Source organism: Mycolicibacterium cosmeticum, from assembly GCF_000613185.1.
In the GTDB taxonomy this organism is placed as follows: domain Bacteria; phylum Actinomycetota; class Actinomycetes; order Mycobacteriales; family Mycobacteriaceae; genus Mycobacterium; species Mycobacterium cosmeticum.
The window spans coordinates 3,095,869-3,121,845 of sequence record NZ_CCBB010000001.1; the positions used below are offsets into that span (position 1 = coordinate 3,095,869).

The window sequence follows — 25,977 nt, forward strand, 5'->3', positions numbered from 1 at the left end:
ATGGAAAACGGCGGCGGCGCGGCACTGCCCATCACACGCGGACAGCTGGACATCTGGCTGGCGCAGGAAGCTCGAGACAATCCCGAAACCGAGTGGCAACTGGGACTGCTCACCGAGATCGACGGCTTCGTCGAACTCGACGCGCTGGAATGGGCCATCCGCCGCGCGGTCGAGGAAGCCGAACCGATGCGGGCGGTGCTCCTCGAGGTCGACGGCCAGGTGTATCAGCGGCCCGCCGACGCGGCCGACCTCGAGTTGACCGTGCTGGACGTGAGCCAGGCGGCGGACCCGGCGCGGCAAGCGCGCGATATCGCGTCCTCGGTCCGGCGCGCGCCGATGCCACTGTCGGGTCCGCTCTTCAGATTCCTGTTGCTGCAGGCCGGTCCGGCCAAGACGTACCTGTTCGTGTGCTGCCACCACATCGTCATCGACGGCTACGGCTTGGCGCTGGTCTGCCAGCGCATCGCATCGGTGTACTCCGCGGTCGTGGCCGGCGCCCCGATCCCCGATTCGATATTCGGGTCGCTGCAGGATCTCGTGGACAGCGAGGCCGAGTACGAGCAGTCCGGTTCCTACACCGCCGATCAGGAGTACTGGGCCGCCAACGTCCCGCAGGCAAGCGCGCGTGGGCGTGCCGGCACCCCCGACGGGGCGGCCGATCGCCGGCCGTCCACCGGCCCGGTCCGGCTGGAACCGATCCTCATGCGTCGCGTCGAGCGCCTGTGCGAAGCGTGGAACTTGCCGCGCACCACCGTGCTGACCGCGGCCTGTGCCGTGCTGGTGCGTGGTTGGCGTGGTGATGGCGACCAGGTGGTGCTGGACTTCCCGGTGAGCCGACGGGTGCGCCCGGAAACCAAGACGCTGCCCGCGATGGTGGCCGGTGTCGTCCCACTGTCCGTGCGGCTCGCCCCGCAGGCGTCGATCGCCGACTACTGCGGCCACGTCGACGTCCGGATCCGGGAAGCCTTGGAACATCAACGGTTCCCGGTCGAAGCCCTGGAGCGCAAACTAGGCCTGCGTGGCCCGGGGGAGATTGCCGACCGCGTCGTCGTCGACTTCCTGCCCTCGTCGTTCACGGTACCGTTCGGTGGCACCTCGGCCACCGCATCGTTGATCTCCGGACCCGGCCGCGGCTCCGGACTGCTGTTCTCGGTAACCGGCGAGGACGTGTACCTCAGCACCTTCGGCGCCGCCGAACCGTTCGCGAGCACCGACGCCGCCGAGCTGGCCGCACAGTTGGAGCGGGTGCTCGAGGCGATGACCGTCGACCCGGGCCGGCCGTTGTCGTCGCTGGATCTGCTCGGCCAAGCCGAGCGGGCCCGACTGGAGACGCTCGGCAACTGGGCCGCACTGACATCGCCTGCAGCAGAAGCGGTTTCGATCCCGGCGATGTTCGGTGCACAGGCCGCGCGGACACCCGACGCGGTGGCGATCAGCGGCGCGGGCCGGCATCTGACCTACCGGCAACTCGACGAGGCGTCCAATCGCTTGGCGCATCTGCTCGCCGAGCGGGGGGCCCGACCTGGCGGCCGGGCGGCCGTGCTGCTGCCACGCTCGGTCGACGCGGTGACGGCCATCATGGCCGTGCTCAAGACGGGCGCGAGCTACCTGCCGATCGACCCGGCGCTGCCGCAGGCCCGCATCGACTTCCTGTTCGCCGATGCCGCACCGTCGCTGGTCCTCACCACCGCCGAATCGGCCGGCCGGGTGGCCGAATTCGGGGTGCCGATCATCGATATCGCCGACCCCGCCGCCGACGCGCAGCCCGCCACCGCGCCCGCCGCACCCGAACCCCGCGATATCGCCTACGTGATCTACACGTCCGGGACCACCGGCACGCCCAAGGGCGTGGCCATCACCCATCACAACCTGACCCAGTTGATCGCCTCACTGGACGGCGGGCTGCCCGCGCCCACCGAGCAGGTGTGGTCGCACTGGCACTCCTATGCGTTCGACTTCTCGATCTGGGAGATCTTCGCGGCGCTCTTGCGCGGCGGCCGCCTCGCGGTGATACCGGAGTCGGTGGTCACCGAACCCGAGGCCTTCCACGACGTGCTGCTCACCGAGCGCGTCAATGTGCTCACCCAGACTCCCTCGGCCATCGGCGTTCTCGACGCCGCCGGCCTGGAGTCGTGCGCGTTGGTCATGGGTGGTGAGGCCTGCCCCGCCGAAGTCGTCGACCAATGGGCGCCGGGCCGGACGATGATCAACGCGTACGGCCCCACCGAGACCACGATCTACGTCACGGTCAGTGCCCCGCTGGCGGCCGGCAGCGGCGCCGCGCCGATCGGCACGCCGGTGCCGGGCTCGGCCCTGTTCGTGCTCGACGAGTGGATGCAGCCGGTGCCGGCGGGAGTGGTCGGCGAACTGTACGTGGCCGGCGACGGGGTCGGCATGGGCTACCTGCACCGCACCGCCCTGACCGCAGCGCGTTTCGTCGCCTGCCCGTTCGGTGCACCTGGTGCGCGCATGTACCGCACCGGTGATCTCGTGTACTGGGGTGGCGACGGTCAGCTGCGCTATGTGGGCCGGGCCGACGACCAGGTGAAGATCCGCGGCTACCGCATCGAACTCGGTGAGGTGCGGGCCGCCCTGGCCGCGGTCGACGGGGTGGCGCAGGCCGCCGTCGTCGCGCGCGAGGACCGGCCCGGTGACGTGCGGCTGGTCGGCTATGTCACCGGGACCGCCGACCCGGTCCAGGCCCGCGCACAGCTCGCCGAGCGGCTGCCCGGGCACATGGTGCCCGCCGCGGTGGTGGTGCTGCCCGCGTTGCCACTGACCACCAGCGGCAAGCTGGACGTCCGCGCCCTGCCCGCGCCGGAGTACACCACCGGTGAATACCGGGCGCCCGGCAGCGCCATCGAGGAACTGCTGGCCGGCATCTACGCCGACGTGCTCGGGCTCGACAGTGTCGGCGTCGACGATTCGTTCTTCGAATTGGGCGGCGACAGCATCCTTTCCATGCAGGTGGCGGCCCGCGCCAGGGCGGCCGGGCTGACGTGCCGGCCGCGTGACGTGTTCGTCGAGCAGACGGTGGCCCGGTTGGCCCGGGTGGTGGCGGCCGGCGACGCCGGACCCGAGGTGGCCGACGAGGGCGTCGGCCCGGTGCCGGCGACGCCGATCATGCGATGGCTCGCCGAGCAGGACGGGCCGGTCGACCAGTTCAACCAGACGCTGGTGGTGCAGGCCCCGGCAGGGGTCATCGAATCCGACGTGACGGCGGTGCTGCAGGCCGTGCTGGACCGGCACGCCATGCTGCGGGCCCGGATGGTCGACGGGACGCTGCAGGTGCCCGAGCCCGGTTCCGTCGACGCCCGGGACTGCCTGCGCGTGGTGGCCGAGGTGTCCGACGCGGTGGTGCTGGCGGCGCGGTCGCGGCTGAATCCCGGTGCCGGGACGATGCTCAGCGCGGCCTGGGCCACCACCAGCGGCGAGCTCGTGCTCGTCGTGCACCACCTGGTTGTCGACGGTGTCTCGTGGCGAATCCTGTTGGAGGACATCAACATCGCCTGGAGCCAACATCGGGCCGGGCGGCCGGTCGAACTGGCGCCGACGGGGACGTCCTTCCAGCGGTGGGCACAGCTGCTCGGCGAGCACGCCCGCGCCGCCGACGTGGTGGCACAGGCCGATGCCTGGCGGCGACTGGCGGAGGCACCGCCGGTGCTGCCGCCGGCCGGCGCCGAGGACACCTACGCCACGGCGGGCCGGATGTCGATCACCTTGGACCCCGAGCACACCCGACTGCTGCTCGGGGAGGTGCCTGCCGCCTTCCACGCCGGCGTCCAGGACATCCTGCTGATCGGATTGGCTCTTGCCATAGCGGAATTCACCGGCACGCCCGACGCACTGCCGATCGGCATCGACGTGGAGGGCCACGGCCGGCACGAGGAACTGGGCGCCACGGCGGGTGACGCCCACGGCCTCGATCTGTCCCGCACGGTGGGCTGGTTCACCGCCAAGTATCCCGTCGCGCTGAGTGTCGCCCGCGGCGCCGTGGCCTGGCCGCAGATCACCGCGGGGGAGGGGGCGATCGGCGCGGTACTCAAGGACGCGAAGGAACAGCTGCGCGCCGTCCCGGACGCCCTGACCTACGGCCTGCTGCGGTATCTCAACGACGACGTCGAACTGACCGGCGCCGAGCCCGGCATCGGATTCAACTACCTGGGCCGACTGGGCCTTCCGGTGCTGGACGGGATCGAGAACCTGTGGCGCCTGGGCGGCGACGGCCTGGCACGAACCGGGGTGGCCGCCGCGCTGCCGATACCGTTGACGCACACCGTCGAGCTCAACGCCGGCACCGTCGACACCGCAGAAGGCCCCCGCCTGCAGGCGGATTGGACATGGGCGAGCTCGGTGCTCGACGCCGAGCGGATCGCCCGGCTGAACGGCCTGTGGTTCGACGCGCTGGCCGGTATCTGCGCACACGTCCGCGCCGGCGGCGGTGGGCTGACCCCCTCGGATATCGCCCCGGCCCGGCTGCGCCAGCACGAGATCGACGAGCTGGCCGCGCGGCACCGGATCGCCGACATCCTGCCGCTCACCCCGCTGCAGCTCGGGTTGCTGTTCCACACCAGCACCGCGCAGACCATGGTCGACATGTCCGCCGAGATGTACTCGGTGCAGCTCGATTTCACCCTCACCGGAACGCTGGACCCGGACCGGCTGCATCAGGCGGTGCGGGCCTTGGTCGCCCGCCACCCCCACCTGGCCGCTCAGTTCTGCCGCCAGTACGACGAACCCGTGCAGGTCATTCTCGCCGAACCCGAGATCGCGTGGCGGTTTCTCGATCTCACCGGGCGCGACGACGCGGTCGAAGAAGAGATCGAACAACTCAGCGCCGCCGAGCGGGCCGCGGTCGGCAATCTCGGTGAGCAACCGGCGTTCCGGGCCGTGCTGATCCGGGTCGCCGCCAACCGGCACCGCTTCGTGCTGACCAACCACCACATCGTGCTCGACGGCTGGTCCATGCCGATCCTGCTACGCGAGATCTTCGCCTGCTACTTCGGGCAGCGGCTGCCCGCCGCCGCGTCGTATCGCCGGTTCATCACCTGGCTGGCCGACCGCGACCTGGACGCCGCGCGCGCGGCCTGGCGGGAGGTGCTCGCCGGGTTCGACACCCCCACCCTGGTAGGGCCACGGCACCGGCCGCAGGACCGATTGGGTTTGGGGCGGCGCGGTTTCGCCCGGTTCCGGGTTCCGGAGCCGACCACCCAGGCGCTCGGTGACCTCGCCAGGTCCTGCCAGACCACGGTGAGCACCGTGCTGCAGGGCGCGTGGGCGGTGGTGCTGAGCTCACTCACCGGCAACCACGACGTCGCCTTCGGCACCGCGCGGTCGCGGATGGGGCAGCTCGAGGTGGCCGACGCCGAGAACATGGTCGGCCTGCTCATCAACACCGTGCCGGTGCGCGCCACCATCACCCCCGGTACCACCGTCACCGACCTGCTCGAGCAGCTGCAGACCTCGCACAACGACACGCTGGACCATCAGCACCTGGCCCTGTCCGAGATCCACCGCGCCACCGGACACGAGCAGCTCTTCGACACGCTGTTCGTCTACGAGAACTACCCGATCGACACCGATGTCCCGTTGGGTGACGACCTGACGATGGCCGGTTTCACCAACCGCGAATACAACCACTACCCGCTGACGGTGGAAGCCCTGCCCGGCCGCGAGCTGAGCCTGCACGTCGAATACGACACCGAGGTGTTCACCGCCGCCGGTATCGAGGCGCTGACCGCCCGGCTGCGCAGGCTGCTCGGCGTGATGGCCGCCGATCCGGCGCGAAAGCTGTTCTCCCTCAACCTGCTCGGCGCCGACGAGCAGGCCATGTTGGAACGCTGGTCCGGTGCAGGCGTGCGGGCGCCGGTCGGATTGGCGGCCGAGCTGCTGGCCGCGGCGGTGGCGGTCGACCCCGAAGCCGTCGCGGTGATCGACCGTGACCGCCGGTTCTCCTACCGCGAGCTCGACGAGTGGTCGAACCGGTTGGCGCGCAGGCTGATCGCGGCGGGCGCCGGTCCGGAGCGGGCCGTCGGCGTGGCGCTGGACCGCAGCGCCGAGCTGGTGGCGACCTGGTGGGCCGTGACCAAGGCCGGCGCGATCTACGTGCCGGTCGACCGCACCCATCCCGTGGAGCGCATCGCCACCGTCCTCGGCGCGGTAACGGCCGTCTGCGTCGTCACCGGCGACACCGACACGGTGCCGGGCGCCGGCGCGGTGCCGGTGCTGCGCCTCGACGGGCTTGACCTGTCGGCGTCGGGTACCGGGCCGATCACCGACGCCGACCGCACGGCCGCGTTGCACACCGACAACACCGCCTACGTCATCTTCACCTCGGGCTCCACCGGTGAACCCAAGGGGGTGGCGGTCAGCCACGCCGGCCTGCTGGGAGCCGCTGCGGCACAACGCGACATGTACCGGCTGGAGGCCGGCACCCGCGTGCTGATGGTGGCCGCCCCGACCTTCGACGCCTCGCTGTTCGAGCTGCTGCTGGCCACCGGATCGGCCGCCGCCCTGGTGATCGCGCCCCGCGATGTGTACGCCGGTGAGGCGCTGACGGCCCTGATGCAACGGCAACGGGTGAGCACGGCGCTGCTGACCCCGACCGTGGTGGCCTCCCTGGACCGCGCCCGGCTGGACGGCCTGCGCACCCTGATCACCGGCGGCGAGGCCTGCCCGGACGAACTGGTGCACGCGTGGGCCGCATCCGGGGGCGCCGGCCGGCGGATGTTCAACGCCTACGGGCCCAGCGAGGCGACCATCTGGGCCACCGGGGCGGCCCTGGCGCCGGACCGGCCGGTGAACATCGGCACGCCGATCGGCGGGGTGCGCACCCTGGTGCTCGACGCCCAGCTGAACCCGGCACCGGTCGGCGTGGTGGGTGAGCTGTACCTGGCCGGGCCCGCGCTGGCGCACGGCTACCTGGGCCGCATGCGGCTCACCGCGGAACGGTTCGTGGCCAATCCCTATCCGGAACACCTTGGCGCCCAGGGGGAACTGGGCGAGCGAAGCGACGGGGAATATGACCGGATGTACCGGACCGGGGACCTGGCCCGGTGGAACCCCGACGGCACGCTGGACTACCTGGGCCGTGTCGACACCCAGATCAAGCTGCGCGGTCAGCGCATCGAGCTCGGCGAGATCGAGAGCGCCCTCCTGGCCTGCCCGCAGGTCAGCCAGGCCGCCGCCACCGTGCACCACGGCACCACCGGTTCGCAGCTGGTCGCCTACATCACCTTCGAACACGCCACCAGCGGCACCCGCGACACCGACCACGACGACGAGATCGTCGAAGAGTGGCAGACCATCTACGACGAGCTGTACGCCGCCGAGGGTGAAACCACCGCCTTCGGTTCGGATTTCCGCGGTTGGAACAGCAGCTACACCGGCGAGCCGATCCCGCTGGCCGAGATGCAGGAATGGCGCTCCACCACTGTCGACCGGATCCTGGCACTGCGACCGCGACAGGTTCTGGAGATCGGGGCGGGCTCCGGGCTGCTGCTGACGCAGATCGCCCCGCACTGCGAACGCTATGTGGCCACCGACATCTCGCCGGCCGCGATCGACAAACTCGCCGAGGCACTGGAGCAGTTGCAGATCCCGTGGCGCGACCGGGTCGAATTGTCGGCACGCCCGGCACATGTCACCGACGGGTTGCCGCGCGCGCAGTTCGACACCATCGTCGTCAACTCGGTGGTGCAGTACTTCCCCAACGCGGCCTACCTCGGGGAGGTCATCGACAATGCCATGGAGCTGCTGGCCCCCGGCGGGGTGCTGTTCCTCGGTGACATCCGCAACCACAACCTGCAGAACGCTTTCCAGACCGGCATCGCGTTGGCGCGCACCGGCGCCACGGCCACCACCGACGCCACCGTGCTGCGGCAGCGTGTGCACCACGCCGTACTCGGTGAACCGGAACTGTTGCTGGCCCCCGAGTTCTTCACCCGGTGGGCGGCCGGCAACGCGGCCGCGGCGGGACTGGAGATCGAGGTGAAACGCGGATCGGCCGACAACGAGCTGAGCCGCTACCGGTACGACGTCACCATCCGCAAGGCACCCGTCGCGGCGCGGTCACTGGCCGATGCGCCGGCATGGCCGTGGGCGGAGTGCAACGACCTGACCACGCTGTACGACCGGCTGACGGGCCGGCACCCGGATGCCGTGCGCGTCACCGCGATTCCGCGGGCCGGCGTCATCGCCGACGTCGAAGACGAACGGGCACTGACCGCGGGCCGGCCCGTCGGCGGCACCGCGGCCGGGGTGGTCCCGGAGCATCTGTACCGCCTCGGCGAGGAGATCGGCTACCACGTCGCGGTCACCTGGGGCGCCGAACCGGGCACGGTGGACGCCGTGTTCGTCACCGCCGACGGTGGCCGCCCGGTTCTCACCGACCTGTATCTGCCGCCGGCCGGCGCGCAGCACGCGGTGATGGCCAACGAGCCGCACAGCAGTACGAAGATCAGTGCCGTCCGGCAGCGGCTGGCCGCCTGGCTGCCCGACTACATGGTGCCGCCGCACATCATCGTGCTCGACGAGATGCCCCTGACCTCCTCGGGCAAGCTGGACCGCAAAGCCCTTCCCGCGCCCGAGTATTCCGACGCCGACGGGTACCGCGCCCCGGTGGGCGCCGTGGAGGAGATCCTCGCCGACATCTACGCCCAGGTGCTGGGCGTGCAGCGGGTCGGCGTCGACGACTCCTTCTTCGATCTCGGCGGCGACTCGCTGTCGGCGATGCGGCTGATCGGCGCGATCAACACCAGCCTCGACGCCGACCTGTCGGTGCGGACGGTGTTCGAGGCACCCACGGTCGCCGAGCTCGCCCCGCGGGTGGGCGGCGACGCGCAGCGGCTGGAGCCGCTGGTCGCCGGCGAGCGGCCCGAGGTGGTGCCGCTGTCCTTCGCGCAGAACCGGCTGTGGTTCTTCGACCAGCTGCAGGGCCCCTCACCGATCTACAACCTGTCGGTGGCGTTGCGGCTGCGCGGCCGGCTGGACGCCGACGCGCTGGGCGCGGCCCTGGTCGACGTGGTGGCCAGACACGAATCCCTGCGCACGGTGTTCGCCGCCCCGGGCGGGACGGCCCAGCAGGTGGTGCTGCCGCCCCAACGGGCCGACATCGGCTGGGAGACGGTGGACGCGGCGGGCTGGCCGGCGAGCCGGCTCGACGAGGCGGTGCGTGTCGCGGCTCGGCACACCTTCGATCTGGCCACCCAGATTCCGTTCCACGCCAAGCTCTTCCGCATCACCGACGGTGAACACGTGCTGGTGACCGTGGTGCACCACATCGCGGCCGATGGCTGGTCGATCACCCCGCTGGTGCGCGATCTCGGGTTGGCCTACGCCAGCCGGGCCGCCGGGCAGCCACCCGCCTGGGCGCCGCTGCCGGTGCAGTACGTCGATTACACGTTGTGGCAACGGGCCCAGCTCGGCGACATCGACGACAGTGCGAGCCCGATCGCCGCGCAACTGGCCTACTGGGAAGAGGCACTGGCCGGTCTGCCCGAGCGCCTGGCGTTGCCGGCCGACCGGCCGTACCCGGCGGTGGCCGATCATCATGGCGCCAGGGTGTCGGTGCAGTGGCCGGTGGAACTGCAGCAGCAGGTCCGCCGTGTCGCGCGCGAGCACAACGCGACCAGCTTCATGGTGGTCCAGGCCGCGTTTGCCGCACTGCTGTCCAGGGTCGCCGCCACAACCGATGTGGCGGTGGGCTTCCCGATCGCCGGGCGACGGGATGCCGCGCTCGACGATCTGGTCGGGTTCTTCGTCAACACCCTGGTGCTGCGGGTCGACCTGAGCGGTGATCCGACCTTCGCCGAGCTGCTCGGCCAAGTGCGCAGGCGCAGTCTGGCCGCCTACGAGCACCAGGATGTGCCGTTCGAGGTCCTCGTCGAGCGGCTCAACCCCACCCGCAGCCTGACCCACCACCCCCTGGTCCAGGTGCTGCTGGGCTGGCAGAACTTCTCCTGGCAGGCCGCCGACGCCGCCGGGCTGGCACTGGGCGACCTGCAGGTCGCGCCGCTGCCGGTCGAAACCGAGACCGCCCGAATGGATCTGGCGTTCGCCCTGGCCGAACGGTGGGACGAGCGGGGCGAGCCCGCGGGCCTCGACGTCAACGTCGAGTTCCGCACCGACATCTTCGACGCGTCCACCGTGGAAACGCTGGTCGGCCGGCTGGGACGGATGCTGTCCGCGCTCACCACCGACCCGGACCGCCCGGTGGCGACCGTCGATCTGCTCGACGACGCCGAACACGCGCAACTGGATCGCTGGGCCAACACGGCAATCCTGGCCCGACCGGCGTCCGAGAATGCGGTCACCGTGCCCGACCTGTTCGCCGAACAGGTCGCCCGGGTGCCCGATGCCGTGGCATTGGTGTGCGGTGAGCGTTCGCTGACCTACCGCGAGCTCGACGAGGCGGCGAACCGGTTGGCGCACTTGCTCGTCGCCGCCGGTGCGGGCCCTGGGACATCGGTGGCGCTGCTCTTCTCGCGGTCGGCGGAGGCGGTGGTGGCGATCCTGGCGGTGCTCAAGTCGGGCGCGGCCTACCTGCCGATGGATCCCGCGCTACCGAACGCCCGGGTGGAGTTCATGCTCGGCGACGCCGCGCCGGTCGCGGCCGTCAGCACCGGAGAGTTCGCCGACCGGTTCGCCGGATCCGGCGTCCCCGTCATCGACGTGCACGATCCCGCCGTCGCCGCACAGCCCGGCACCCCGCCGCCCGGACCGCTGCCCGACGATATGGCGCACATCATCTACACCTCGGGCACCACCGGGGTGCCCAAGGGGGTGGCGGTCACCCACCGCAACGTCACCCAGCTGTTCCAGGGCCTGGAGATCGGCATCGAGCTGTCTTCCCAACACGTGTGGACGCAGTTCCACTCGTACGCCTTCGACTTCTCGGTGTGGGAGATCTGGGGTGCGCTGCTGCACGGCGGCCGGCTGGTGGTGGTGCCCGATGCGGTGGCCCGCTCGGCCGACGACTTCCACGACCTGCTGGTGCGCGAACACGTCACCGTGCTCACCCAAACCCCTTCCGCGGCTGCGGTGTTGTCCACCGACGGACTCGACGGGACCGCCCTGGTGATCGGCGCCGAGGCGTGCCCGCCGGAGCTGGTGGACCGGTGGGCCCCCGGCCGCACGATGGTCAACGTCTATGGGCCTACCGAGACCACCATGTGGCTGTGCAAGAGCACACCGCTGGTCGCCGGCAGCGGCGCCCCACCGATCGGCGCGCCGACAGCCGGGGCCGCGTTCTTCGTGCTCGACGAGCGGCTGCGCCCGGTACCGCCGGGTGTGGTCGGCGAACTGTACCTGTCCGGCCGCGGCGTCGGGATCGGGTACTGGCGCCGGTCCGCCTTGACCGCAACGCGTTTCATGGCATGCCCGTTCGGCGCGCCCGGTGCGCGCATGTACCGCACCGGCGACCTGGTGGCGTGGCGGCCCGACGGGCAACTGGACTACTTCGGCCGCGCCGACGACCAGGTCAAGGTGCGTGGGTACCGGATCGAGCTCGGTGAGGTGCGTTCGGCACTGGCCGCCGTCGACGGTGTCGAGCAGGCGGTGGTGATCGCCCGCGAGGACCGGCCCGGGGACAAACGGCTGGTCGGGTACATCACCGGTACCGCCGACCCGGTGCAGGCCCGTGCCGAGCTGGCGCAGCGCCTGCCCGGCTACATGGTGCCCGCCGCGGTGCTCACCGTCGATGCGATGCCGGTGACCGTCAACGGAAAGCTGGACACCCGCGCGCTGCCCGCCCCCGATTTCCACGACGCCGCGCGGTACCGCGCCCCGTCCGGCGCCGTCGAGCAGATGCTGGTGGAGATCTTCGCCGAGCTGCTCGACGTCGAGCGCGTCGGTGTGGACGACTCGTTCTTCGACCTCGGCGGCGACTCGCTGTCCACCATGCGGCTGATCTCGGCGATCAACGGCACCCTCGGCGCCGACCTACCGGTCCGCACCGTCTTCGAGGCTCCGACGGTGGCACAGCTGGCGGTGCGGGTCGGCGAACTGGACGACGCGCGGCGGGCTCCGCTGGTCGCCGTGCAGCGGCCGGCGGTGATCCCGCTGTCGTTCGCGCAGAACCGGTTGTGGTTCATCGACCAATTGCAGGGCCCGTCCGCCATGTACAACATGCCGGTGGCGCTGCGCTTGCGGGGCCGGCTGGACACCGCCGCGCTGCGTGCGGCGCTGACCGATGTGGTGGCCCGGCACGAAAGCCTGCGGACCGTGTTCACGGCCGTCGACGGCACCCCGCACCAGGTGATCATCCCCGCCGAAAAGGCCGACATCGGTTGGCGCGAGGCCGATGCCCGCGGTTGGGACACCGACCGGCTGACCGCCGAGGTGCGCGCCGCCGGGCAACACGTCTTCGACCTGAGCACCGAGATCCCGGTACGCGCAACACTTGTGCGCACCGCGGCCGACGAGCACCTGCTGGTCGCCGTGATACACCACATCGCCGCCGACGGCTGGTCGTTGCGGCCGCTGGTGACCGACCTGGGCGTGGCGTACGCCGGCCGGTGCGCGGGCCGCGCGCCGGGCTGGAAACCGCTGGCGGTGCAGTACGTCGACTACACGCTGTGGCAGCGTGAGCAACTCGGCGACATCGACGACGAGAGCAGCCCCATCGCCGAACAGCTGACCTTTTGGGAACAGACGCTGGCCGGTCTGCCGGACCGGCTGGACCTGCCCACCGATCGCCCCTACCCGGCGGTCGCCGATCAACGCGGCGCCACCGTCGAGGTGAACTGGCCCGCGCCATTGCAGGAGCGGATCGCCGAGGTGGCGCGGCAGCACAACGCCACCAGCTTCATGGTGATCCAGGCCGCGCTGTCGGTGCTGCTGGCCAAACTGAGTGCGAGTTCGGATGTGGCCGTGGGCTTCCCGATCGCCGGGCGGCGCGACCCCGCCCTCGACGACCTGGTCGGCTTCTTCGTCAACACGCTGGTGCTGCGGGTGGACCTGACCGGGAACCCGACGCTCGCCGACGTCCTGGACCAGGTGCGCACCCGCAGCCTGGCCGCCTACGAGCACCAGGACGTCCCGTTCGAGGTGCTGGTGGAGCGGCTCAACCCGGTCCGCAGCCTGACCCACCACCCGCTGGTCCAGGTCCTGCTCGGCTGGCAGAACCTGCCGTGGCAGCACACCGATGACGCCGCCGGGTTGGTGCTCGACGACCTGGAGGTCACGCCGCTGCCGGTGGACACCCAGGCCGCGCGGATGGATCTGTCGTTCTCCCTTGCCGAACGCTGGACCGCGGACGGCGCCGCCGCCGGTATCCACGGCATCGTCGAATACCGCACCGACGTGTTCGACACCACGACCGTCCAGACACTGGTGCAGCGATTGGGCGAGGTGCTGCAGGCCCTGGTCACCGAACCCGCGCAACGGCTGTCGGCGGTCGACCTGCTGACCGACCCGGAGCGGGCCCGCCTGGACGCGCTCGGTCACCGGGCCGGCCTGACCCGGCCACCGGCCGGCGCGACCATGCTGGAGATGTTCGCCGCGCACGTCGGCCGAACACCGGATGCGGTGGCGGTCAGCGACGGCGACCGCGCGGTCAGCTATGCCGAGCTGGACGAGGCGTCGAATCGGCTGGCGCAGGTGCTCGTCGAGCGCGGTGTCGGGTCGGGCGGATGCGCGGCGCTGCTGCTGTCGCGCTCGGCCGAAGCCATCGCCGCGATGCTGGCGGTGCTCAAGACCGGTGCGGCGTATCTGCCCGTCGACCCGGCATGGCCGTCCGAACGCATCGACTTCGTGCTGACCGATGCCGCCCCGGCCGTGGTGCTCGCCAGTGTCGAATTCGCGGACCGGACAGTCGGTTTCGCGGGCGAGGTGCTCGACGTCGACGATCCGTGCATCGCGGCGACGCCGGAGGCCACTGCGGCGCAGCCCGCCCCGGACGATCTCGCCTACGTCATCTACACCTCGGGTACCACCGGTGTGCCCAAGGGTGTGGGCCTGACCCACGCCAACGTGACCCAGCTGCTGGGCTCGCTGCCGGCCGGCCTGCCGCCGTCCGGCGTCTGGAGCCACGCGCATTCACCGGCCTTCGACGTGTCGGTGTGGGAGATCTTCGGGGCGCTGCTGCGCGGCGGCCGGGTGGTGGTCATCCCCGATACCGTGGCACGTTCCGCGCCGGACCTGCACGCCACCCTGGTGGCGCAAGGCGTCACCGTACTGACCCAAACCCCCACGGCCGCCGCGGTATTGCCGACGGACGGGCTGGAAGCCGCGACGCTGGTCGCCGTCGGCGAGGACTGCCCGCCGGAGGTGGTCAGCCGGTGGGCGGCGCCGGGCCGGGTGATGCTCAACGCGTACGGGCCCACCGAGACCACGATGTGCGTGGCCGTCAGCACCCCGCTGACCCCGGGTGACGGTGTGGTACCCATCGGCGCGCCCGTCGGCGGTGCGGCGCTGTTCGTGCTGGACGGCTGGTTGCAGCCCGTTCCGCAGGGCGTCATCGGTGAGCTGTACGTCGCCGGCGCCGGCCTGGGGGTGGGCTACCTGCGCCGCGCCGCGCTGACCGGAACCCGGTTCGTGGCATGCCCGTTCGGGCCGCCGGGCACGCGGATGTACCGCACCGGCGACCTGGTGTGCTGGGGGCCCGACGGGCAGCTGCGCTACCTGGGCCGCGCCGACGAGCAGGTCAAGATCCGCGGCTACCGCATCGAGCTCGGTGACGTGCGTACCGCGTTGAACGCGCTGGACGGTGTCGAGCAGGCGGTGGTGATCGCCCGCGAGGACCGGCCCGGCGACAAGCGGCTGGTCGGGTACATCACCGGTACCGCCGACCCGGCACAGGCCCGTGCGGCGCTGGCCGACCGGTTGCCGTCCTACATGCTGCCGGCCGCGGTGATGGCGCTCGAGGCGCTGCCGCTGACCCCGAACGGCAAGCTGGACACCCGGGCTCTGCCGGCACCGGATTACGCCACCGGCGGTTACCGCTCCCCGCAGACGCCGGTCGAAGAAATCCTCGCAGGCATCTACGCCGACTTGCTGGGCGTCGAGCGCGTCGGCGTCGACGACTCCTTCTTCGACCTCGGCGGCGACAGCATCACCGCCATGCGGCTGATCGCCGCGGTGAACGGCACCCTCGACACCAACCTGGCCGTGCGGACCGTCTTCGAAACGCCCACCATCGCCGGACTCGCCCCGCGTCTCGGTGCCGGGGCCGCCGCCCTCGACCCGCTGATCGCCGGCCCCCGCCCGGCCGTCATCCCGCTGTCCTTCGCGCAGAACCGGCTGTGGTTCCTGGAACAGCTGCAGGGCCCCTCGGCCGTCTACAACCTGGCCACCGCGATGCGGCTGGAAGGGGACCTGGATGCCGATGCGCTGCGGGCGGCGTTGGCCGACGTGGTGGCCCGGCACGAGAGCCTGCGCACCCTGTTCATCGCCCCGGACGGCATCCCCCAGCAGATCGTGCTGCCCGCCGACGGCGCCGACTTCGGCTGGGACGTCGTCGACGCCGGTGCCTGGCCGCAGGAGCGGCTGGACCAGGCGATCGCCGCCGCGACCCGCTACCCCTTCAACCTGTCCCACGAAATACCGCTACGGGCAACCCTTTTCCGAGTCCGCGCCGACCTGCACGTGCTGGTGGCCGCGGTGCACCACATCGCCTCCGACGGCTGGTCCATCACACCGCTGGCCCGCGACCTCGGTACCGCCTACGCCAGCCGGTGCGCGGGCCGTGCCCCCGACTGGCGGCCCCTGCCGGTGCAGTACGTCGACTACACCCTGTGGCAGCGCGCCCAATTCGGCGAGCTCGCCGACGGCGACAGCGCCATCGCCGCACAGTTGGCCTACTGGGAGCGCGCCTTGGCCGGGCTGCCGGAGCGGTTGCAGCTGCCCACCGATCGGCCCTACCCGATGGTCGCCGATCAGCGCGGAGCCACCGTGCCGGTGCACTGGCCCGCCGAACTGCAGCGGCGGATCGCCAGGGTGGCGCGCGAACACAACGCCACCAGCTTCATGGTGGTGCAGGCCGCACTGGCCGCGCTGCTGGCCACCATCAGCGCCAGTTCCGATGTGGCCGTGGGTTTCCCGATCGCCGGGCGGCGCGACGCCGCCCTCGACGACCTGGTCGGGTTCTTCGTGAACACGCTGGTACTGCGCGTCCAGGTGGACGGCGATCCCACCTTCGCCGAGCTGCTGGCCCAGGTACAGCACCGCAGCCTGGCCGCCTACGAAAACCAGGACGTGTCTTTCGAGGTGCTGGTGGAGCGCCTCAACCCCACCCGCAGCCTGGCCCACCACCCCCTCGTCCAGGTGATGCTGGCCTGGCAGAACCTGCCTGGTATGGCCACCGATTCCGCCGCCGGGCTGGCCCTCGGTGACCTGCGCGTCACCCCGATGCCGGTGGACACCAAGACCGCCCGGATGGACCTCACCTTCTCCCTCGGTGAAACCTGGAGCGACACCGGTGAACCGGCCGGGATCGTGGGCACCGTCGAGTACCGGACCGACGTGTTCGACGCCGTGAGCATCGAAACCCTGACCGCGCGGCTGCGGCGGGTGCTGTCGGCCGTGGTCGCCGACCCGGCCCGGGCGCTGTCCTCGGTGGACGTGCTCGACGACGACGAGCGCTCACACCTGGACACCGTCGGCAACCGCGCGGTGCTCGCCGAACCGGTGACCGGCCAATCGATCCCGGAACTGTTCGCCGAGCAGGTGCGCCGCCACCCGGACACGGTCGCCCTGCGCCACGACGGTAGGTCGCTGACCTACCGCGAACTCGACGAGGACTCCACCCGGCTGGCACACCTACTGGCCGGCCACGGTGCCGGTCCGGGCCGGTGCGTCGCCCTGCTGCTGCCGCGCTCCGCCGACGCCGTCGTCGCGATCCTGGCCGTGCTCAAATCCGGTGCGGCCTACCTGCCCATCGACCCGGCCCTGCCCGCCGGCCGCGTCGAGTTCGTGCTCGCCGACGCCGCTGCGGTGGCCGTCGTGACGACCGCCGAGCTGGCCGGTCGGCTCGGCACCGACACCGGCTGCACCGTCGTCGACGTGGCCGACCCCGTCATCGGCGCCCGGCCCGGCAGCGCGCTGCCGTTCCCGGCCGCCGACGACCTGGCTTACCTGATCTACACCTCGGGTACCACCGGGGTGCCCAAAGGTGTTGCGGTCACCCACCGCAACGTCGCCTCGCTGCTGACGGCGCCGGACTCCGGCCTGCCCACCGCCGGGGTGTGGTCGCAATGGCATTCGCTGGCATTCGACGTGTCGGTGTGGGAGATCTTCGGGGCCCTGCTGCGTGGCGGCCGGCTGGTCGTGGTGTCCGAGGCGGCCGCCCGGTCACCGGAAGACCTGCACGCCCTGCTGATCGCCGAGGGGGTGACCGTGCTCAGCCAGACCCCGTCCGCGGCCGGGGCGCTGCCGCCCACCGGCCTGGAGGACGTCACCCTGGTGGTGGCCGGCGAGGCCTGCCCGGCAGAGTTGGTGCGGCGCTGGGTCGGCCCGGACCGCGGGCCGACGACCGGTCGGATGATCAATGCCTACGGTCCCACCGAGGCGACCGTCTACGCGGCCATCAGCGCGCCGTTGGTGCCCGAGCCCGGCGTGGTACCCATCGGCTCACCGGTGCCGAAAGCGGCGATGTTCGTGCTGGACAGCCGGTTACGCCCGGTCCCGGTCGGCGTGATCGGCGAGTTGTACATCGCCGGCGCCGGCGTGGCGGCCGGTTACGTACGCCGCGGCGGGCTGACCGCGGAACGGTTCGTCGCGTGCCCGTTCGGCGCACCCGGGCAACGGATGTACCGCACCGGGGACCTGGTGCGGTGGCGCGCCGACGGGCAACTGGACTACCTGGGCCGGGTCGACGAGCAGGTCAAGATCCGCGGCTACCGCATCGAACTCGGTGACGTGCGGGCTGCGCTGGCCGCGCTGGACGGGGTGGCCCAGGCGGCCGTCATCGCCCGGGAGGACCGCCCGGGGGACAAGCGGTTGGTCGGATACGTCACCGGCACCGTCGACCCCGTCGCGGCGCGCGCCGCGCTGGCAGACCGCCTGCCCGCCTACATGATCCCGGCCGCGGTGCTGGTGCTGCCGGAGCTGCCGCTGACGGCCAACGGCAAACTGGACACCCGCGCGCTGCCCGCCCCCGAATACACGGCGGGCCGGTACCGCGCTCCCGGCAACCCGGTCGAAGAGACCCTGGCCGGCATCTACGCCGACGTGCTGGGCGTCGAACGCGTCGGCGTCGACGACTCCTTCTTCGACCTCGGCGGCGACAGCATCTCGTCGATGCAGGTGGTCACCCGGGCACGGGCGGCGGGCCTGCATTGCCGCACCCGCGACGTGTTCGTCGAGCAGACCGTGGCGCGGCTGGCCCGCGTCGTCGCCGCGGATTCCGGCCCGGACGCCATCGACGACGGTGTCGGAACGGTGCAGGCCACCCCGATCATCCGCTGGCTCGCCGACGTTGCGGGCCCGGTGGATCAGTTCAACCAGACCATGGTGGTCCAGGCCCCGGCCGGTGTCACCAAGCACGATGTCGAGGTGGTGCTGCAGGCCCTGCTGGACCGGCACGCCATGCTGCGGTTGCGTGCCCGTGACGGCGTCTTGGCGGTGCCCGAGCCCGGCTCGGTGCGGGCGGCCGATTGCCTGCACACCGTCGACCGGCTGTCCGACGCGGCGATCGAGGCGGCGCGCGCCCGGCTGAACCCGGCCGCCGGCCGCCTGCTCAGCGCGCTGTGGGTGATCGGCACCGGTGAGCTGATCGTCATCGCCCACCACCTGTCCGTCGACGCGGTGTCCTGGCGGATCCTGTTGGAGGACATCAACATCGCCTGGGGTCAGCATCAAGCCGGGCAACCGGTGAGCCTGCCCGCCGGCGGCACCTCGTTCCAGCGCTGGGCCGCGGTGCTCGCCGAGCGCGCCAACCATCCCGACGTGATCGCGCACGCCGAGACCTGGGCGCGGGTGGCCGCCACCCCGGCCATTCTGCCCCCGGTGCGGCCCGACACCGACACCTTCGCCACGGCCGGGCAGCTGACGGCCCGCCTCGATGCCGAGACCACCGCGCTGCTGCTCGGCGATGTGCCGGCCGCCTTCCACGCCGGTGTGAACGACATCCTGCTGATCGCCTTGTCCTTGGCCGCAACCGAATTCGCGGGCGCCGATGAGCCCATCGCGATCGACGTCGAAGGCCACGGGCGCCACGAAGAGGTCGCTCACCCGGCGAGCGAAGCGACGGGGGATGTGCGCAGCCTTGACCTGTCCCGCACCGTGGGCTGGTTCACCACCAAACACCCGGTCGCCGTGGCGCCGGGCCGGGTGAGCTGGGCGCAGGTGACTGCCGGGGACACCGCGCTCGGCACGGCGGTCAAGACGGCCAAGGAACAGCTGCGCGCCCTGCCCGACGCGTTGAGCTACGGACTGCTGCGGTATCTGAACGCCGACGTGGACCTGTCCGCGCCGGACCCCGCCATCGGATTCAACTACCTCGGCCGCCAAGGGAACTCGTTCGCGCTGCCGGAGACCGTCTGGCGGCCGGGCGACAACCGCGCGGCGGCGGGCACGGCCGCGGCGATCCCGATGCCGCTGATGCACACCGTCGAGCTGAACGCGGGCACGGTCGAGACCGCTGATGGCCCCCAACTGCACGCGAACTGGACCTGGGCGCCGTCGGCGCTCGACCGGGACCAGGTGGCCCGGCTCAGCCGGTTGTGGTTCGAGGCGCTGGCCGGCATCTGCGCGCACGTCCGCGACGGCGGCGGCGGGCTGACACCGTCGGACATCGCGCCGGCGCGCCTGCAGCAGCACCAGATCGACGAGTTGGCCCGGCACTACCGGATGGCCGACGTGTTGCCGCTGACCCCGGTACAGCAGGGATTGTTGTTCCACGCGAACACCGCCCAGGGCGATCCCGACCTGTACGCCGGGCAGCTCGACATCGGTCTGGCCGGCCCGCTGGACGAACAGCGGCTGCGCGACGCGGTGCGCACCGTGCTGCGCAGGCACCCCAACCTGGCGGCCCATTTCCACCAGCGGTTCGGTGAACCCGTCCAGATCATCCCGGCCGACCCGGCGCTGTACTGGCGCTCGGTCGACATCCACGGCGACAGCGTCGCCGATCCCGAAGCGCAGGCCCAGCGCCTCTGCGCCGAGGAACGGGCGGCGGTGTGCGATTTGGCGGGACGGGCCGCGTTCCGGGTCGCGTTGCTGCGCATCGCGCAAGACCGGTACCGGTTCATCCTGACCAACCACCACATCGTGCTGGACGGCTGGTCCATGCCGATCCTGCTGGGCGAGATCTTCGCCGGCTACCACGGGCACCGGTTGCCCGCGACCACGCCGTACCGCACCTACGTCAGCTGGCTGGCCGGCCGTGACCGCGACGCCGCGCGGGCGGCATGGCGTCAGCTGCTCGACGGTTTCGACACCCCCACCCTGGTCGGTACGGCCGGCGCCGGACCATCCCGCCGCCGTGTCGAAACCTTCACGCTGCCAAGCGAACTCGCCGAAACCGTCGGTCACCTCGCCAGGGCCCGGCGCACCACCGCCAACATCGTGCTGCAGGCGGCCTACGCCCAGGTGCTGTGCTGGCTGACCGGAACGCACGACGTCGCGTTCGGCACCACCGTCTCCGGGCGGCCCGCCGAGGTGCCCGGCGCGGAATCGATGGTGGGCCTGTTCATCAACACCGTGCCGGTGCGCGCCCACATCACCGCCGCCACCACCGCCGCCCAGCTGCTGGAGCAGCTGCAGGGCGCCTACAACCACACCATCGACCATCAACACCTGGCCCTGGCCGATATTCACCGGGTGACAGGGCAGGACCAACTGTTCGACACCCTGTTCGCCTACGAGAACTACCCGGTGGACGCCCAGGCGCTGTCGGCCGGTTCGGGTGCGCGGGAGCTGGCCGTGACCGGCGTCAGCACCCGGGAGGCCACCCACTACCCGCTGGCGGTGCAGGCCCAACCCGGCCCACAGCTGACGCTGCGCGTCGAGTACGACGCCGCGGTGTTCGACACCGCCGCAATCGAATCCGTGGTGCGACGGTTTCAGCGGGTGCTGGCGGCGATGGCCGCCGAACCGGACCGGCCGCTGTCGGCCCACGACCCGCTCGAGCCCGACGAACGCGCCCGGCTGGACGACTGGAGCGGCCGCGCCGTGCTGAGCACGGCCGGCAGGGGCGACTCCGTGCCGGCGTTGTTCGGTGCCCAGGCCGCCCGCACCCCGGATGCGGTGGCGCTCACCTACCAGGCCCGTGCCCTGACCTACCGCGAGCTCGATGAGGCGTCCAACCGGCTGGCTCATCTGCTCGCCGAGCGCGGGGCGGCACCCGGACGGTCGGTGGCGCTGTGCTTCCCGCGGTCGGCGGACGCCGTCGTGGCCATCCTGGCCGTGCTCAAGACGGGGGCGGCCTACCTGCCGCTCGATCCGGCGTTGCCGCCGGCCCGAATCGGATTCATGCTCGCCGATGCCGATCCGGTCGCGGTGCTCACCACGGCCGCGCTGGCCGAGCGGCTGCCCGGGTCGGGTGCGCCGGTGCTCGTCGACGCGCATCACGCGGCCGCGGACCGGCCCAGCAGCGCGCTGCCGGGCCCGGTGCCCGACGACATCGCGCACATCATCTACACGTCCGGCACCACCGGGGTGCCCAAGGGGGTGGCGGTCACCCACCGCAACGTCACGCAGTTGTTCCAGGGCCTGGAGATCGGCATCGAGCTGTCCTCCCGACACGTGTGGACGCAGTTCCACTCCTATGCCTTCGACTTCTCGGTGTGGGAGATCTGGGGTGCGCTGCTGCACGGTGGCCGGCTGGTGGTGGTGCCCGACGCGGTGGCCCGCTCGGCGGAAGAGTTCCACGCCTTGCTGATCCGCGAGCGGGTGACGGTGTTCGCGCAGACCCCGTCCGCCGTGGCGGCGCTGTCGCCCGACGGTCTGGAATCGGCCGCGCTGGTGATCGGCGCCGAGGCGTGCCCGCCGGAGCTGGTGGACCGGTGGAGTGCGGACCACCGCACCATGGTCAACGTCTACGGGCCCACCGAGACCACCATGTGGGTCACCAAGAGCACCCCGCTGCGGCCGGGAACCGGAGCACCGCCCATCGGGTCGCCGGTGGCCGGCGCCGTCCTGTTCGTGCTCGACGACTGGCTGCGCCCGGTGCGGCCGGGTGCGGTCGGTGAGCTGTACGTGGCGGGCCGGGGTGTCGGGGTCGGGTACTGGCGCCGATCCGGTTTGACCGCAACACGATTCGTGCCCTGCCCGTTCGGCGCGCCGGGCACCCGGATGTACCGCACCGGGGACCTGGTGAGCTGGGGCTCCGACGGGCAGCTGCAGTACCTGGGCCGCGCCGACGATCAGGTCAAGGTCCGCGGTTTCCGGATCGAACTCGGCGACGTGCGATCCGCGTTGAACGCGCTGGACGGTGTCGAGCAGGCGGTGGTGATCGCCCGCGAGGACCGGCCCGGCGCCAAGCGGCTGATCGGGTACATAACGGGCACCGCCGATCCGGCACAGGCCCGCGCGGCGCTGGCCGACCGGTTGCCGGCCTACATGGTGCCGGCCGCGGTGGTCGGGCTGCCTGCGCTGCCGATGACGGTCAACGGCAAGCTGGACACCCGCGCGCTGCCCGAGCCCGAATACACCGCGGGGGCCTACCGCGCCCCAGCCACCCTCACCGAGGAAATCCTGGCCGGCGTCTACGCCCAGGTGCTCGGCGTGGAGCGGGTCGGCGTGGACGACTCGTTCTTCGATCTCGGTGGCGACTCGCTGTCCACCATGCGGCTGACGGCCGCCATCAATACGGCTCTGGGCGTGGACATCCCGGTCCGCACGGTGTTCGAGGCGCCGACGGTGGCGCAGCTGGCCCCGCGGATCGACGAGGGTGACGGCGGACTGCAGCCGCTGGTCCCGGTGGACCGGCCCGCCGCGATCCCGTTGTCCTTCGCGCAGAACCGGCTGTGGGTCATCGACCAGGTGCACGGCCCGTCCCCGGTGTACAACATGGCGGCGGCGCTACGGCTGACCGGCGCCCTGGACGTCGGGGCCCTGGGCGCCGCGGTGGCCGACGTGGTGACCCGGCACGAGAGCCTGCGCACCGTGTTCACCGCCCCGGACGGCACCCCGCAACAGGTCGTGGTGGCCGCGGAGCGGGCCGACTTCGGCTGGGACGTCGTCGACGCGAGCGGGTGGTCACCGGCCCGGCTGCACGACGCCCTGGAATCGATCGCCCGGCTGACCTTCGACCTGGAAACCGATATCCCGTTGCGGGTCAGCGTGTTCCGGGTCAGCGACGAGGAACACGTCATGGTGGCCGTGGTGCATCACATCGCGGCCGATGGCTGGTCGCTGCGGCCCCTGGTCGCCGATCTGGGGGTGGCCTACGCCAGCCGGTGCACCGGACAGGCCCCGGACTGGACGCCGCTGCCCGTGCAGTACGTCGACTACACGCTGTGGCAGCACGCCCAATTCGGCCGGCTGGACGACAGTCACAGCCGGCTCGCCGCGCAGCTCGCGCACTGGGAGCACACGCTGGCCGGGCTGCCGGAACGGCTCGAACTGCCCACCGACCGGCCCTACCCGTTGATCGCCGACATGGCCGGCGCCACGGTGCCCGTGGACTGGCCCGCGGAGCTGCAGGAGCGCATCGCCGGGCTGGCACGCAGTCACAACGCCACCAGCTTCATGGTGGTGCAGGCGGCGCTGCTGGCCCTGCTGTCCAGGATGAGCGCCAATCCTGATGTGGCCGTGGGCTTCCCGATTGCCGGACGGCGTGATCCGGCACTCGACGACCTGGTCGGCTTCTTCGTCAACACCCTGGTGCTGCGCGCCGACCTGAGCGACGACCCGACCTGGGCCGAGCTGCTCGAGCAGGTGCGCGGCCGCAGCCTGGAAGCCTTCGAACACCAGGACGTGCCGTTCGAGGTGCTGGTGGAGCGACTCAACCCGGCGCGCAGCCTCAGCCACCACCCGCTGGTCCAGGTCATGCTGGCCTGGCAGAACTTCGCCGGCCTGAGCGACCCGGCGGCCGGGTCGGGGCTGAAAGGCCTGGAGGCCACCTCGATTCCGCTCGGTACCCAGTCCGCGCGGATGGACCTGACGTTCTCGCTGTCCGAGCGGTGGACCCCGACCGGTGCGCCGGCCGGTATCGGCGGCGAGGTGGAATTCCGTACCGATGTGTTCGACGCGGCGACGGTACAGGCCATGGTCACCCGGCTGCAGCGGATGCTGGTGGCGATGACCACCGCGCCGCACCGGCCGCTGTCCGCGGTGAGCCTGGTCGACGAGGCCGAGCAGGCCCGCCTGGACACACTGGGCAACCGCGCGGCGCTGGGCCGGCCGGCCGGTGGCGCCGTCATCCCCGAACTGTTCGCCGCGCAGGTCGCCCGCACCCCGCAGGCGCCGGCGCTGACGTGGCAGGGCCGGACCCTCACCTACGCCGAACTGGACGAGGCGTCGACCAAACTGGCGCATTTGCTGGCCGGTGCTGGTGCCGAACCGGGACGCACTGTGGCGCTGATGTTCTCGCGATCGGCCGACGCCATCACCGCGATCCTGGCGGTGCTCAAGACCGGGGCCGCCTATCTGCCGATCGACCCCGCGCTGCCGGCGGCCAGGGTCGGGTTCATGCTCACCGACGCCGCGCCGGTTGCGGCCGTCAGCACCGGCGAATTGGCCGGCCGGCTGGCCGAATTCGACGTGCCCGTGATCGACGTGCGCGATCCCGCCGTGGCGGCGCAACCCGTCACCGCCCTGCCGCTGCCGGACCCGTCCGATTTCGCGTACCTGATCTACACCTCGGGAACCACGGGGCTGCCCAAGGGGGTCGCGGTCACCCACCGCAACGTGGTGTCGCTGCTGGAATCGGTCGGTGCGCAACTGCCGTCCGGCGGCGTGTGGAGCCAGTGGCATTCGTTGGCCTTCGACGTCTCGGTGTGGGAGATCTTCGGTGCCCTGCTGCACGGGGCACGGCTGGTGGTGGCCGCCGAGGCGGTGGCCCGTGCACCCGAGGAACTGCACGCCCTGCTGCTCGCCGAGCAGGTGACCGTCCTGACCCAGACACCCTCGGCCGCACTGATGTTGCCGGTGCGCGGGCTGGAGTCGACCACACTCGTGGTGGCCGGCGAGGCGTGCCCGGCCGAACTGGTGGACCGCTGGGCACCGGATCACCCGATGATCAACGCGTACGGCCCGACCGAAGCCACCATCTACGCGGCGGTCAGCGCACCCCTGGCGGCCGGAGCCGGCGTGGTACCCATCGGCAGCCCGGTGCCCGCCGCGGCGGCATTCGTCCTCGACGAGCGGCTGCGGCCGGTGCCGGTCGGCGTGGTCGGCGAGTTGTACGTGGCAGGCGCCGGGGTGGCGGCCGGTTACGTGCGCCGCGGCGGCCTCACCGCGTCCCGGTTCGTGGCCTGCCCGTTCGGTGCGCCGGGACAGCGCATGTACCGCACCGGGGATCTGGTGCGCTGGGGCCCCGACGGGCAGCTGCAGTACCTGGGCCGCGCCGACGAGCAGGTCAAGCTGCGCGGCTACCGCATCGAATTGGGCGATGTGCAAACGGCTTTGGCGGGGCTGGCCGATGTCGGGCAGGTCGCGGTGATCCTCCGGGAGGACCGGCCGGGGGACAAGCGGCTGGTCGGGTACATCACCGGCGCCGCGGACCCGGCGGCCACCCGCGCCGCACTGGGCAGCCGGCTGCCGGCGTACATGGTGCCCGCGGCGGTGGTCCCGGTACCGGCGTTGCCGCTCACCCCGAACGGCAAGCTGGACCGGCGGGCGCTGCCCGCCCCCAGCTACGGTGACGCCGATCGCTACCGCGCACCGGGTGACGCCACCGAGGAGATCCTGGCCGGGATCTTCGCCGAGGTACTCGGTCTGGACCGCGTCGGCGTCGACGACCCGTTCTTCGAGCTCGGCGGCGACAGCATCATGTCGATGCAGGTGGTGGCCAGGGCCAGGGCGGCCGGGCTGGTGTGCCGGCCCCGCGACGTGTTCGTCGAGCAGACGGTGGCGCGGCTGGCCCTGGTGGTC

Annotated in this window: 1 protein-coding gene (only partly in view); it reads left to right on the forward strand. The window is 71.7% G+C overall.

Translation table 11 applies throughout. The features are described from left to right. A protein-coding gene (locus BN977_RS14970; protein ID WP_036398069.1) for a non-ribosomal peptide synthase/polyketide synthase crosses the window boundary here: on the forward strand, positions 1-25,977 show its 5' portion. The gene runs 5,154 nt beyond the window's last position; the window shows 25,977 of its 31,131 coding nt (coding positions 1-25,977); its start codon is at positions 1-3; its stop codon lies off the right edge, out of view.